Origin of the sequence: Enterobacter cloacae complex sp. P18RS (assembly GCF_014982105.1) — a bacterium.
GTDB lineage: Bacteria > Pseudomonadota > Gammaproteobacteria > Enterobacterales > Enterobacteriaceae > Enterobacter > Enterobacter hormaechei_C.
In genome coordinates, this window is the sequence record NZ_JADCKV010000018.1 from 71,699 (window position 1) to 85,612 (window position 13,914).

Below are 13,914 nucleotides of genomic sequence, written 5' to 3' on the forward strand. Positions count from 1 at the left end.
TCCCACCGGGAGAGGGAGAAAACACTAAAAACGGTAACGGATGTTACCGTTTTGCGTTTACCTTACAGCGCGATATCCGCTACCGGCTTGCTTTCCGCCTGAGGCTTCAGCTCTGCCTTAGGCGCAGCATCCGCAGCCTGCGGTTTGACGTATTGCAGTTGCAGAACGCGGCTGGTGTATTCCAGCTCTTGTTCCGTGGCTTCAACGTTACCGTTCAGCTTCGTACCGTAGGATGGAATAATGGTTTTCAGCTTCGCCTGCCATTCCGGGCTGGATACTTTGTCCTTAAACACTTTTTCCATCAGGTGCAGCATGATTGGCGCAGCGGTAGACGCCCCCGGAGATGCCCCCAGCAGCGCGGCAATGGTGCCATCCTTATCGCTTACCACTTCGGTGCCCAGACGCAGCACGCCGCCCTCTTTCGGATCGCGTTTGATAATCTGCACGCGCTGACCTGCCTGCCACAGACGCCAGTCTTCTTTCTTCGCCTGCGGATAGTACTCTTTCAGCGCCTCGAAGCGTTCTTCATCAGAGAGCATCACCTGGCTAATCAGGTATTTCACCAGATCGAAGTTATCCAGCCCCACGTCCATCATTGGCTTAACGTTTGACGTCGTGGTCGCGCTCAGCAGATCCCACAGGGAACCGTTTTTCAGGAATTTGGTGGAGAATGTGGCAAACGGCCCGAACAGCACTACGCGCTTACCGTCCAGCATGCGGGTGTCGATATGCGGAACGGACATCGGTGGTGCGCCCACAGAGGCCTGACCGTACACTTTCGCCAGATGACGGTTAACCACTTCCGGGTTTTCCGACACCAGGAACTGGCCGCCAACCGGGAAGCCCGCGTAGTCGTCTGCTTCCGGAATGCCGGACTCCTGCAACAGTTTCAGCGCCGCGCCGCCCGCACCGATAAACACGAACTTCGCCTTAATCACATGCTCGGCTTCGTTGTTTTTCAGATCGGCAACGGTCACGCTCCAGCTATTATCCGCGTTGCGCTTGAAACCACGCACTTCGGAGCTGAGTTGCAGGTTAAAGTTCTCTTTTTTCTTCAGAGAGGACACCAGCTGACGGGTGATTTCACCGTAGTTAACGTCAGTACCAATTTCAGTGCGGGTCGCCGCTACTTTCTGGTTCGGATCGCGGCCTTCCATGACCAGCGGCGCCCACTCTTTGATTTGAGCGTGATCTTCAGAGTATTTCATCCCGCGGAAAAGCGTGCTCTGTTGCAGGGCAGCGTAGCGCGCGCGCAGGAAGTTGACGTTTTGATCGCCCCACACAAAGCTCATGTGCGGTACGGTGTTGATGAAGGAGTGCGGATTGTGCAACACACCGCTGTTCACCTGGTGAGACCAGAACTGACGTGAGATCTGGAACGCTTCGTTGATCTCTACCGCCTTCTCGATACTAATGGAACCGTCCTTTTTCTGCGGCGTATAGTTCAGTTCCATGAGTGCCGAGTGCCCCGTCCCGGCGTTGTTCCAGCCGTTAGAGCTTTCCTGTGCCACGCCATCGAGGCGCTCGACCATGGTCATGGACCAGTTCGGCTCTAATTCCTGAAGATACGTTCCCAGCGTGGCGCTCATGATGCCGCCACCAATTAAAAGGACATCCGTTTCCTGCTCTTTTGGTGCGTCAGCCTTCGCCGCCAGCGAGACGACGTTCAGCCCCACGGCCAGAGAAAAGAGCACGGCAGTCATTTTTTTCATCATTTATGCCTTAGTTGAATAGTGCTTGATGCGTGGAAATTACAGGTGAAACACGCTGCGGTGGCACGGTAGCAACTTTTAAATATTGTTTAAAGGTTACGAAATTATTGTAATTGTGAAATTTAATGATGGATTGTTTGTAGGGATTTGGCAGACAGGCTGGCACCCGACGATTTTCCTGGCTATCATGCTGCACTTTGTGATCGCGCGCACGGAAGCCTGCCCCTACCAGCGAATTGTTATGTCATTACCCCACTCGTCTGTACCTCAAGAAGGCCATGTCGCCACTGTTTTACGTTCGCCTCACCGTCTGATGCGCGAAACCCTGGCCGGTGTGATTACCGCGCTGGCGCTGATCCCGGAAGTGATTTCGTTTTCCGTGGTCGCGGGCGTGGATCCGAAAGTGAGCCTTATCGCCTCCGTGGTGCTCTGTTTCGCCCTTTCCCTGCTCGGCGGGCGTCCGGCCATGGTGACGGCGGCGGCAGGTTCCGTCGCGCTGGTGATTGGGCCGATGGTCCATCAACACGGCGTACAGTACATTCTGCCCGCGGTGGTGATGGCAGGCGTGATTCAGATCCTGTTCGGCGCGCTGGGTATGGCGCGGCTGATGCGCTTTATTCCCCAGTCGGTGATGACCGGGTTTGTTAACGCCCTTGGCATTTTGATTTTCTTTGCCCAGGTGCCCCATTTCTGGAGCCGAAGCCCGCTGATTGTGGGCCTGTTCGTGCTGACGCTGCTGATTGTGCTCTGGGTGCCACGCTATATCAAAAGCGTGCCCTCCCCGCTGATTGCCATTGTGCTGCTGACTTTGTTCACCGTCACCAGCGGGCAAATCCTGCCGACGGTAGGGGATGAAGGTTCCATGGGCGGCGGTTTGCCGGGCTTTACGCAACTGCTGGTGCCGCTCAATCTGGAAACCCTGAGCATCATCTGGCCGTGCGCGCTAAGTATCGCTTTCGTTGGCCTGCTGGAATCCTTGTTGACGGCAAAACTGGTGGACGAGCTGACCGCTACCCCCTCCAGTAAGCGCCGCGAGAGCATCGGACTGGGCGTGGGCAATATTATGGCCGGGTTCTACGGCGGCATTGCGGGCTGCGCGATGATTGGGCAGACCATCGTTAACGTGGAGATGGGGAAAGGCAGAAGCCGTATCTCCACCCTTGCGGCGGGCATCGTATTGCTGGTGCTGGTTACGGCGCTCAGCGAGGTGATGGCCAAAATTCCGATGGCGGTACTGGCGGGAATTATGGCCATTGTGGCCGTCAAGACCTTTAGCTGGCATAGCGTTCAGCCCGGAACGCTGAAAAACGCGCCGGTGGCTGAAACCGTCGTGATGCTGGTGACGGTTGTGGCAACGGTTTTCACCGGCAACCTGGCGATTGGCGTGCTGGGCGGGATTGTGATGATGTTCATCCTCCCTGCCCGACTTAAGCAAAAAGCGCTGGCTACAGAAGAAAAATCGTCGCCAGTCCAAGAAAAATAAAGAAACCGCCGGTATCGGTAATGGCGGTGATCATCACGCTCGACCCCACCGCGGGGTCGCGCCCCAGCCGGGTCATGGTCAACGGGATAATCACGCCCATCATCGCCGCCACCAGCAGGTTCAGCACCATCGCCAGCATCATGACCCCGCCCAGCGCCATATCATCATACAGCCACCAGGTAATGCCGCCCATGATGCCGCCCCAGACCAGGCCATTAATAAGCGCGACGCCCATCTCCCTGAAAATCAGCCACGAGAAATTACCCGGCTGAATGTTTTCCAGCGCCAGGGCGCGAACGATCATGGTGATAGTCTGGTTACCGGTGTTCCCGCCGATCCCCGCCACAATCGGCATCAGCGACGCCAGGGCCACCAGCTGGGAAATGGTATGTTCGAAGCCGTCAATAACGCGGGACGCCACGAACGCGGTGCATAAATTGATGGCGAGCCACGCCCAGCGCGTTTTGACGGCCTTGCCGACGGAGGCATGAACGTCATCTTCGGCACTGATCCCGCCAAGGGCACGCAGGTCGTTATCGGTCTCTTCATAGACCACGTCAACGATCTCATCGATGGTCAGACGCCCCATCAGCTTGCCCACCGAATCCACCACCGCCGCGCTCACCAGGTCATCACGTTCGAAGGTACGCGCCGCTTTTTCGGCATCGTCTTCCGGCGAGAAGACCATCGGCTCGGTTTCCATGACCTCACTCACCCGCTGCTGGGTGCTGTTCAGCAGGATCGTTTTCAGCTCCAGCTCCCCGAGCAGAGTTTTATCCCGCGAGGTGACGAACAGTTTATCGGTGTTGTCCGGCATACTGCCCAGGCGACGAAGATAGCGCTGCACCGTACCCAGGGTGACGTCCGGGCGCACGGTGATGACGCCAAACTCCATGATCGCGCCGACGCTGTTTTTCTCGTAGTGCATCACCTGACGCACGCGCGCCCGCTCTTCAGCAGGCAGGGAAGCCAGCAGGCGTCCGGTCAGGTTGCGCGGAAGATGCTGAACGAGGTAAATCTGCTCATCGATATCCAGCGTTTGCAGGGCGTCAAGGATGTCCCGGTCGCTCATCTCATCGATAAGGTCATCCCAGACGTTTTCCGAGGCTTCAAGCAATACCTGACCGCGCTCGTGATCCTGCACCAGCCGCCACAGGGCGTGGCGCTCTTCGGAAGGCAATGCCTCCAGGGTGTCCGCCAGGTCCGGGGGCGGTAAATGTGCAACCAGCGCACCTACCTCAGCAATATCGTCGGCCAGCGTGCCGACATCATATTGCTCAGCCAGGGTTAGCTTACCCAATAACGTTGACGTAACCGCTTTATCGGTCGTCAGGAGCCAGATGAGCCGCGCACGCTCCTGGTCACGCTGCCTGGCGCTGTTTTTCTTTAATACCGACATCAATCATAAATCCATTAAATGAGTTGGCGTTAAGCATAGCGCGGGGATATGTAAATAAGAATAAACGGCGGGTCGGGATGGAGAAAAAAACGGCATATATGAAAAATTAATATGCCGGGCGCCACCCGGCACAATTGCAATCAGGCCGTACGCGCCACCGCGTCCCGTGACGCCGCATCGCGCTCATCGCCGGTCAGCTCGCTCAGCTTGCCGTCGCGCATCTCCAGCAGACGGTCGGCGTGAATGAAGTAGTGATCGTCATGGCTGATGGCAAAAATGGTTTTTCCCATCGCCTGCATCAGCGGCAGCAGGACCTGATAAAACTCGCGACGGAAGTGCGGGTCCTGATCGGCGGCCCACTCATCCAGCAGGATGATGTCACGCTCCTCGGCCAGGGCCAGCAGCAGCGCCACGCGCTTCTTCTGCCCTTTCGACAGCTTGAGATTCAGGATTTTGCCATCCTGAAGCTCCAGCTTGTGCGACATTTGCAGGTGCGCAAGCCACTTTTCCACCAGCGCCGGATCCGCCTGCTGCCCTTCCGGTCCCAGCAGCCGGTCGAACAGCCAGACGTCGGTAAATACCGCCGAGAAGAGCTTGCGGTAGTCCTCCGGTTTCTCCGCGCTCAGCGCTTTACCATCCAGCAAAATTTCACCCGCCTGCGGCTGGTAGAGGCCCGTCAGCAGCATCGCCAGCGTAGATTTGCCGCTGCCGTTGCCGCCGATAAGGAACAGCAGTTCGCCGCGATGAATGGTCAGGTTTATCGGCCCTACGGAGAAGGCGTTATCCTGATAGCGGAAGGTAACGTTACGCAGCTCCAGCGTTTGCCAGTTCGGGAAGGCCTGCGGGCGCGGGAACTCAGCCTTAAACGGCGCAAGGTCGAATTTCTTCAGCTTGTTGAAGGCCACCTGAGCGCTCAGCAGCGTCGGCAGTGCGCCAACGGCCGACAGCAGCGGCGTGCGTAAAAACAGCAGCGTCAGGGAGTAGGTTGCCGCCACGTTGGTATCCGCCCACCCCAGGCTGTTCGCCATCCAGAACACCAGGCCAATCGCGCCCAGCATCATGATGTTGGACCAGTTCACGGCGCTCAGGTGGAACGTATCGGCGCGGATAATGTGATGACGATATTCGTGCGCATCCGGGATATAAAGATGGTTGAAGATATGCTCGGCACGCTCGCGGTTCAGCGTCAGCTCTTTGCGCCCTTCCAGCACCGTCTGATAATCGTTATAGAGCTTGTCTTCCGTTTCGCGCAGCACTGCCATGTGCTTATAGACGCGTGATACCAGCAGGAACCCGCCCCAGATGGTAATAACAATCCACAGCGCCGTTACCGCCAGCATTTTGCTGGAGAGCCAGGCGAGATAGGCTGCCGAGCCAAATGTCAGGATGATCCCCTGCACCAGCTCCGGCAGGCGCACAAAGGCGATAGTAATGGCGCGCACATCGCTGGTCAGCCCCGCCAGCAGAGAGGCACTTCCCAGCTGCTCGATGCGTTCCACCTGAGTATCAAGGATCCGTTTGATGAACTCACTGCGCAGACGGAAAACGAAATGGTGGCCGAGGGCGGTCAGCGCCAGCTGTGACCCGAGCGTGACTGCCATCAGCAGCAGCAGTAAACCCAGAAATTCCGGCAGGACGGAGAGTGACGTGTCGACCCTTTCGATCAAACGCACGTTAATGAAGGCAATCAGGCCGATCCCCAGCGCCGCGCTGGCAAGGCTTAACGCCATCACCGCGATAAAAGGCCAGCGATACTGCCGCCAGACAAGAAGAAGTAGTTGCATGCAGAGCAATCCGGACAAGAAAAATCAGCCAGCAGTGTAAACTGCCTTTCACACACATCAAGAATAATTCTTATTTTTATTCTCTGTATGCCGCCTGACGGAACGTGAGGTTGTAGCGAAATGCCCCCGCCACCGGGTGATCGCCAGGTTTAAGCGGCTGAATACCGTGGTAAAAAAGCCGTGATTCACCGCCCCAGACCACCACATCACCATGCTCCAGCATCAGCCGTTTGAGCGGGTCGTTGCGCCGCAGGCCGCCAAACTGAAAGACAGCGGGCAGCCCAAGGGATACCGAGACGATCGGCGCGCGCAGGTCCGGCTCGTCCTTATCCTGATGCAAGGAGAGCTTTGCCCCAACGGCATAGCGGTTGATAAGACAGGCATCGGGTCGAAAATCAGGATAGCCGGCCGCCACGGCGGCGTCATGACACAGCGCCTGAAACGCCTCCGGCATCGGCGGCCACGGCTGATCCGTCAGCGGATCGTTCGCGGCATATACATAGCCCCGCTCATTCGTTGCCCATCCCAGTTCGCCGCAGTTGGTCATCGCCACGGACATGGTATACCCGCCCGGCGTAACCATATGGCGAAACGGCGAACGGGCGTTGACGGCATCAATACCGTCGAACAGCGCCGCCGCGCGGGAAAGCGCGAATCGTCTCAGGATCGTCGCCCCCGGCGCGAGCGGCTCGTGCCAGGGTTCAGCATCAGCAAAAAGATCGAGCATTATCCCTCCGGGTTGTTCGCCTCACGTTTCAACAATAGCATCTTACGCGCTGCTCCCCAGCGATAACCCGACAGCGCACCGTCGTTACGCACCACGCGGTGACAGGGGATGACTATCGCCAGTTTGTTGGCACCGCAGGCCCCCGCCACGGCACGTACGGCATTGGGTTTACCAATGGCCTTCGCCACCTGCTGATAGCTTGCCGTTTCACCGCAGGGGATATCCCGCAGCGCCTGCCAGACCTGCTGCTGGAAGGCGGTACCACGAATATCCAGCGGCAGCGTCAGCGGCGTCGCGCGGCTGTCGACAGAGGCAATAACCTGCCGAACACGCCCGGCAAACGCGCCTTCCATCGGTTCACGGACGGCAAGCGGAAACAGTGACAGCAGCTCAGCCGTCAGCCCGGCGTCGTCATCACCCAGCAGTATTGCGCAGATCCCGCGCTCGCTTTCCGCCACCAGACAGCGGCTCAGCGAGCAGTCACTGATGGCATAGCGGACCGCAGCCTCTCCGTTGCGGTACTGTTTTGCCGTCATGCCCAGCGCGCCGTTGGCTTTACGGTAGTAGCTGCTGCCGTCCGGAAAGCCAGCGGCCAGTACGGCGTCGGTGATTTTACCGCCCTGTGCAAGCAGGGTGCGCAGGCGTTGTTCACGCGCGGCCTGCTGCCATGCTTTCGGCGTCATGCCGGTGACGGATTTAAACAAGCGGTGGAAATGGAACGGACTCATGGCAACCTGCTGCGCCAGTGCCTCCAGGTTCAGCGCGGCATCCTGTTCAAGCAGTCGACAGGCCAGCGCAATGTTGGCCTTTTTCTGCGCCATAGGGTCGACCTGGTCCGGCCTACAGCGCTTACAGGGGCGGAAACCCGCCTGCGCGGCCTGGTGAGCGTCAGGATAAAAGCAGACATTTTTACGCAGCGCGTGGCGGGCGCGGCAGGACGGACGACAATAAATGCCGGTCGTCTGCACGGCAAAGACAAACTGGTTATCCGCACGCGGATCGCGGGCCAGTACGGCCTGCCAGCGATCCTCATCGGTAAGATAGGTTGGGTTTTTCATTATCGGCTCCTCTTACAAGCATACGCTCAGCTTGCCTGAACGCCACCGAACAAAAACCCGCAACCTTGCTTTTTAATTTTTTTCGCTCACCAGGAAGCTGTTGAACTGCGGCGAACTCCAGGTTTTAAATCCGTCAGCCTCTTTGGTGATCATATAGACGGCCAGCCCTTCCTGACGCACCACCTCTTTGGCCTTCTCCGTGCCGAGCACCATCAATCCGGTATCCCAGGCATCCGCTTCCAGCGCGGTTGGGGCTATCACCGTCACGGACACCAGGTTGTGGGTAATCGGGCGTCCGGTTTGCGGATCAATCACGTGCGAGATACGTTTGCCATCCAGCTCGTAATAGTTGCGGTAGCTTCCGGAGGTGCTGATACCATGCCCGTTGATGTCGACAATCGCCTGCACCGCGTTCTGCTGATCGGTTGGTTTTTGGATGGCCACTCGCCACGGCCTGCCGCTGGCGTTCATGCCCCGGCTGACGAGCGCGCCCCCGACGGAAACCAGATAACGCGGAATGCCTTCCTGCGCCATCAGGGCCGCGAGATGATCCGCAGCATACCCCTCGCCTACCGTGGAGAGATCGACAAACAGGTCGGGAATATCTTTTTGCAGGTATTGCTGACCGTACTGGGAGATCACCGCCAGATGCTGTAACCCTGTACGGGCGCGGGCGTCGTCGATGGCGGCTTGATCAGGTGTAGTCACCGGCTGCTTGTTGGGGCCAAATCCCCACAGGTTCACCAGCGGCCCCACGGTCACATCCATTGCGCCGTTGGTTTTGTAGCCCACGCGCATGGATTCCGTGACGATATCGGCCATCGCTTCGCTCACCGGCCACAGCGAGGTGCTGCTGGAGCGATTGAAACGCATCAGCGCTGAGTCATTTTTATAGGTAGAGAGTAGCTGATCGTCGGCATCCAGCTGCGCCTGAATTTTACCGCGTAATTCTTCAGCGCGGGATTTATCAATATCCATCACGCTGACGCGCCAGAAGGTCCCCATGGTTTTCCCTTCCAGCACCGTCGCGGCGGGTGCGTCGATTTTTGCGGGCTGTGTGGAAGAGTCACACGCGGTCAGGAGTAAAAAAGTCGCCAGAACGCTGGCGCGTAAAAAAGTCATATCCATTGGTTATTATCCTCATGCCAGGGCGGCTAGAGTACACTAAAACAGCGTATTTGTAAGACCCTAAAAAAGCATGAAAAAAGGGGCCTGTTGGCCCCTTTGTTGCAGTATGAGCAATTAGAACTGGTAAACCAGACCCAGCGCGACGATATCGTCAGTACCGATACCTGCTGCGCGAGTGAAGTCGTTCTCATCAACCAGGTTGATTTTGTAATCAACGTAGGTGGACATGTTTTTGTTGAAGTAGTAAGTCGCGCCAACATCAACATATTTCAGCAGATCCTGGTCGCCGTAGCCGTTTTCCAGGTCCTTACCTTTAGATTGCAGGTACGCCACGGATGGACGCAGGCCGAAGTCGAACTGATACTGCGCAACCACTTCGAAGTTCTGCGCTTTGTTAGCCCAGCCCAGGTCGCCCGCACGGGTCGCGTTGTAAGTCTGAGTATACTGTGCAGCCAGGTAGATGTTGTTCGCGTCGTATTTCAGACCACCGGTGTAGGTCTCAGCACGATCGCCGTTACCGTAGGCCATGGCGTTCTGGTCATCAGTACGTTTAGAGCTGGTGACCGCCGTACCGAGTGCGAAGCCTTCGCCCAGATCGTAGGTCAGAGAGCCACCGTAGCCATCACCGTTCTGACGCAGTGCCTCACGACCGTTGTTGGTCTGGCCTTCGCCGCTTGGGCTGCCGTTTTTACCCTGGTACTGCAACGCGAAGTTCAGACCATCAACCAGACCAAAGAAGTCCTGGTTACGGTAGGTCGCGAAGCCGTTACCACGCTGCTGCATGAAGTTGTCAGAACCGTAGGTGTCGCCGCCGAATTCCGGCAGAACGTCGGTCCATGAAGTCACATCGTAAACAACGCCGTAGTTACGACCGTAGTCGAATGAACCCGCATCAGCGAATTTCAGACCTGCGAACGCCACACGCGTCCATGAGTTGTTTTCGTTCTCACCAGAGTTGCCCTGGATCTGGTATTCCCACTGGCCGTAACCGGTCAGCTGGTCGTTAACCTGAGTTTCGCCTTTGAAGCCCAGACGCATGTAGGTCTGGTCGCCGTCTGCACTGTCGTCATCAGAGAAATAGTGCAGACCATCCACTTTACCGTACAGATCTAATTTGTTGCCGTCTTTGTTATAAATTTCAGCCGCATTTGCTGCGCCTGCCACCAGCAGAGCTGGTACCAGGAGGGACAGTACTTTAACTTTCATTTTATTAACCCTCTGTTATATGCCTTATTATTTACCACTGCTTACTGGTCAACCCTCTTAACCAGTCGGCAAGTTCATTCTCCTCAAAAATGCAGAATAATCCAACAGGAATATGATGCGAAAACTTTGAAGATGTTTCACTTTACCATCAACATGTTTCAATTTGTAAATTTGAAGGAACTTTTACAGAGCATAAATAGTTTAAAAATATAGCACGGATAATCAAAACAAAAATATATTCTATTTAATACAAGTGATTAGCTTAAAAAACGGTACAGCACTGAATGACAAAAAAATTCCCTTCAACACCACTAAAATAACTCTCGCTATCATCATTAACTTTATTTATTACCGTCATTCAGTTCTGAATGTCTGTTTATCCCTAATTGAACCGGATGCTTCGCATTCGGTTTTTTTTTACCTTTCTTTACGTCAGCCTACATTTTATGTGCTACCCCTCAGAAATGATAACGACTATTAACTAAATCCAGATTCCGGCTTTCGCTGAATTCTTTTTTATGCTATTGAAATTAATTTCTTGTTTATTCGTGCTATTTTCCTGCCGGTGCGATCGCGTATTTATACATTTCACGGGGTTTTGTACACCTTTCATCCGGGGACGTTGAAGCCGGTTACCCGGATAAAAAGTCAAGGTCATACCGTTAACGACGCTGGAAATTCAGTTATTACCCTTTATACTGCCCTATCCCATTACCGCGCGGCCATTACGGGTTAAACACATCGATGAGTCAGACTGAAACTACCGCCCCGAGCAAATTCTCCCTTCTACCGGGCAGCATCACCCGTTTCTTTCTTCTGTTGATCGTTGTGCTGTTAGTCACAATGGGGGTGATGGTTCAGAGCGCCGTTAATACCTGGCTTAAAGATAAAAGCTATCAAATCGTCGATATCACCCATGCGGTGCATAAGCGCATTGATACGTGGCGCTATGCGACCTGGCAAATCTACGACAATATCGCTGCCGCGCCTGCCACCTCGTCAGGCGAAGGGTTGCAGGAAACGCGCCTTAAGCAGGATGTGTATTACCTTGAAAAACCGCAGCGCAAGACGGAAGCCCTGATTTTCGGCTCGCACGACAGCGCAACGCTTGAGATGACGCAGCGGATCTCCTCCTATCTGGACACCCTGTGGGGCGCCGAGACCGTACCGTGGTCAATGTATTACCTGAACGGTCAGGACAACAGCATGATCCTGATCTCGACCCTGCCGCTTAAGGATCTTTCGTCCGGCTTTAAAGAGACCACCGTTGGCAGTATTGTGGATTCCCGTCGGGCAGAAATGCTGCAACAGGCCAACGCGCTGGACGAGCGAGAAAGTTTCTCGTCACTACGCCGTCTTGCCTGGCAGAATGGCCACTACTTTACGCTGCGAACCACCTTTAACCAGCCGGGCCATCTGGCGACCGTGGTTGCCTTCGACCTGCCGATTAACGATCTCATCCCACCGGATATGCCGCTGGACAGTTTCCGTCTGGAGCCAGACAACAGCACCCAAAATATGCGCACGCCGTCGGATAAAGAAGGCGCGGACAGCGTAGCGATCTCCTTTAATGGCTCAAAGATTGAGATTGCCTCATCGCTCAACTCAACCGGTATGCGTCTGGTGTGGCAGGTGCCTTTTGGCACCCTGATGCTTGATACTCTGCAAAACATTCTGCTGCCGCTGTTGCTGAATATTGGCCTGCTGGCGCTGGCGCTGTTTGGCTACAGCACCTTCCGTTTCCAGTCGGGCCGCCAGAGCGACTCGACGTCGGTATCAGCCGGGACCAGCAACGAGTTGCGCATTCTTCGTGCCCTGAATGAAGAGATTATTTCCGTGCTGCCGCTTGGGGTGCTCGTTCACGACCAGGAGGCTAACCGCACGGTAATGAGCAATAAAATTGCCGATCACCTTCTGCCGCATCTTAACCTGCAAAATATTACGGCCATGGCGGACCAGCACCAGGGCGTTATTCAGGCCACCGTTAATAATGAACTGTATGAGATCCGTCAGTTCCGCAGTCAGGTCGCCTCGCGCACGCAAATCTTCATCATTCGCGATCAGGATCGCGAAGTGCTGGTGAATAAAAAGCTCAAGCAGGCGCAAAGGCTGTACGAGAAAAACCAACATGGCCGCGCGGCGTTTATGCAAAATATTGGCGATGCCTTTAAACAACCGTTGAAGTCACTCGCCACGCAGATTGCTGATCTGAGCACGCCGGAAAGCCGACAGCTCAGCAGCCAGGCCGACTCCCTGGTTCGTCTGGTGGACGAAATCCAGCTTGCGAACATGCTGGAGAATGACATCTGGAAGGGCACCCCTACGCTCTTCTCCATCCAGGACCTGATTGATGAGGTGGTGCCGGAAGTCCTGCCGGTGATCAAGCGCAAGGGACTCCAGCTGCTGATCAACAACCATTTACCGGCCAACGACGAACGTCACGGCGATCGCGATGCCCTGCGTCGCATCCTGATGATGTTGATACAGTATGCCGTCACCACGACGCAGATCGGCAAGATCACCCTTGAAGTCAGCACCGATGAGTCCACCGACGATCGTCTGACGTTCCGCATTCTGGATACGGGCGAAGGCGTCACAGTGAGCGAAATTGATAACCTGCACTTCCCGTTCCTGAACGATACCCAGCGCGACCACTACGGTAAGGCGAATGCCCTCACCTTCTGGCTCTGCGATCAGCTGGCGCGTAAGCTGGGCGGTCATCTGAACATTAAGGCCCGCGAATCCCTCGGCACCCGCTACTCTTTACACGTGAAAATGGCGGCGAATCCCCAGGAAGAGGATGAAGAGCGTCTGCTGGACGATGTGGTGGTGATGGTGGATGTGACCTCCAGTGAGATCCGAAATATCGTCGTTCGTCAGCTGGAAAACTGGGGGGCGTCCTGCATTACCCCGGACGAAAGGCTCGCGAGTCAAGAATTTGATCTATTTTTAACTGATAATCCGTCTAATCTTACTGCCTCAGGCTTGCTTTTAAGCGATGATGAGCCAGGCGTGCGGAAAATCGGCCCTGGGCAGCTGCGCGTCAACTTTAATATGAGCAATGCAATGCAGGAAGCTGTATTACAACTGATTGAAGAGAATCTGGCGCAGGAAGAGATCCTGGAGTCACCGTTAGGCGGCGATGAAAATGCCGAACTCCATGCCAGCGGATATTATTCGCTCTTCGTTGATACAGTACCAGATGATGTTAAGCGGTTGTATACTGAGTCCGCTGCGCAGGATTTTGCAGCGCTGGCACAGACAGCACACCGGCTTAAAGGGGTGTTTGCCATGCTTAATCTGGTTCCCGGCAAGCAGTTATGTGAAACGCTGGAACATCTAATTCGTGAGAAAGATGCCTCTGGCATTGAAAAATACATCAGCGACATTGACGCTTACGTCAAGAGCTTGCTGTAG

Annotated in this window: 9 protein-coding genes; 2 read left to right on the forward strand and 7 right to left on the reverse strand. The window is 55.5% G+C overall.

Annotated features, from left to right (window positions below):
• Positions 1-62: 62 nt before the first annotated feature.
• Entirely contained in the window at positions 63-1,712 is a 1,650-nt protein-coding gene (gene mqo / locus INF61_RS15005; RefSeq protein ID WP_032619315.1) for a malate dehydrogenase (quinone), read from the reverse strand.
• A gap of 187 nt (positions 1,713-1,899) precedes the next feature.
• Between mqo and INF61_RS15010 the strand changes: the two genes are divergently transcribed.
• Positions 1,900-3,195, forward strand: coding sequence for a SulP family inorganic anion transporter (locus INF61_RS15010; protein WP_032650078.1), 1,296 nt, complete (start codon positions 1,900-1,902; stop codon positions 3,193-3,195).
• Here the strand turns inward: INF61_RS15010 and mgtE are convergent.
• The 6 genes from mgtE to INF61_RS15040 all read right to left on the reverse strand — a co-directional run bounded on the left by mgtE (position 3,158) and on the right by INF61_RS15040 (position 10,497).
• Positions 3,158-4,594, reverse strand: coding sequence for a magnesium transporter (gene mgtE, locus INF61_RS15015; RefSeq protein ID WP_006811337.1), 1,437 nt, complete (start codon positions 4,592-4,594; stop codon positions 3,158-3,160). The two genes, INF61_RS15010 and mgtE, sit on opposite strands and share 38 nt — an antisense overlap.
• A gap of 140 nt (positions 4,595-4,734) precedes the next feature.
• On the reverse strand, positions 4,735-6,378 hold the full coding sequence (locus tag INF61_RS15020) for a multidrug ABC transporter permease/ATP-binding protein (protein WP_193547884.1): 1,644 nt from the start codon (positions 6,376-6,378) through the stop codon (positions 4,735-4,737).
• A gap of 76 nt (positions 6,379-6,454) precedes the next feature.
• Positions 6,455-7,105, reverse strand: coding sequence for a DNA oxidative demethylase AlkB (gene alkB, locus INF61_RS15025; protein ID WP_032104978.1), 651 nt, complete (start codon positions 7,103-7,105; stop codon positions 6,455-6,457).
• Positions 7,105-8,163 carry a bifunctional DNA-binding transcriptional regulator/O6-methylguanine-DNA methyltransferase Ada gene (gene ada, locus INF61_RS15030; protein ID WP_193547885.1) on the reverse strand — a complete coding sequence of 353 codons (1,059 nt, stop codon included), beginning with the start codon at positions 8,161-8,163 and terminating at the stop codon, positions 7,105-7,107. The genes alkB and ada overlap by 1 nt, the downstream gene beginning before the upstream one ends.
• Positions 8,164-8,235: 72 nt before the next feature.
• On the reverse strand, positions 8,236-9,291 hold the full coding sequence (gene apbE / locus INF61_RS15035; protein WP_015572290.1) for an FAD:protein FMN transferase ApbE: 1,056 nt from the start codon (positions 9,289-9,291) through the stop codon (positions 8,236-8,238).
• A gap of 114 nt (positions 9,292-9,405) precedes the next feature.
• On the reverse strand, positions 9,406-10,497 hold the full coding sequence (locus tag INF61_RS15040; protein WP_017693024.1) for a porin OmpC: 1,092 nt from the start codon (positions 10,495-10,497) through the stop codon (positions 9,406-9,408).
• Positions 10,498-11,241: 744 nt separating this feature from the next.
• Between INF61_RS15040 and rcsD the strand changes: the two genes are divergently transcribed.
• Complete coding sequence (rcsD, locus tag INF61_RS15045) at positions 11,242-13,914, forward strand: phosphotransferase RcsD (RefSeq protein ID WP_017383411.1); 2,673 nt, start codon at positions 11,242-11,244, stop codon at positions 13,912-13,914.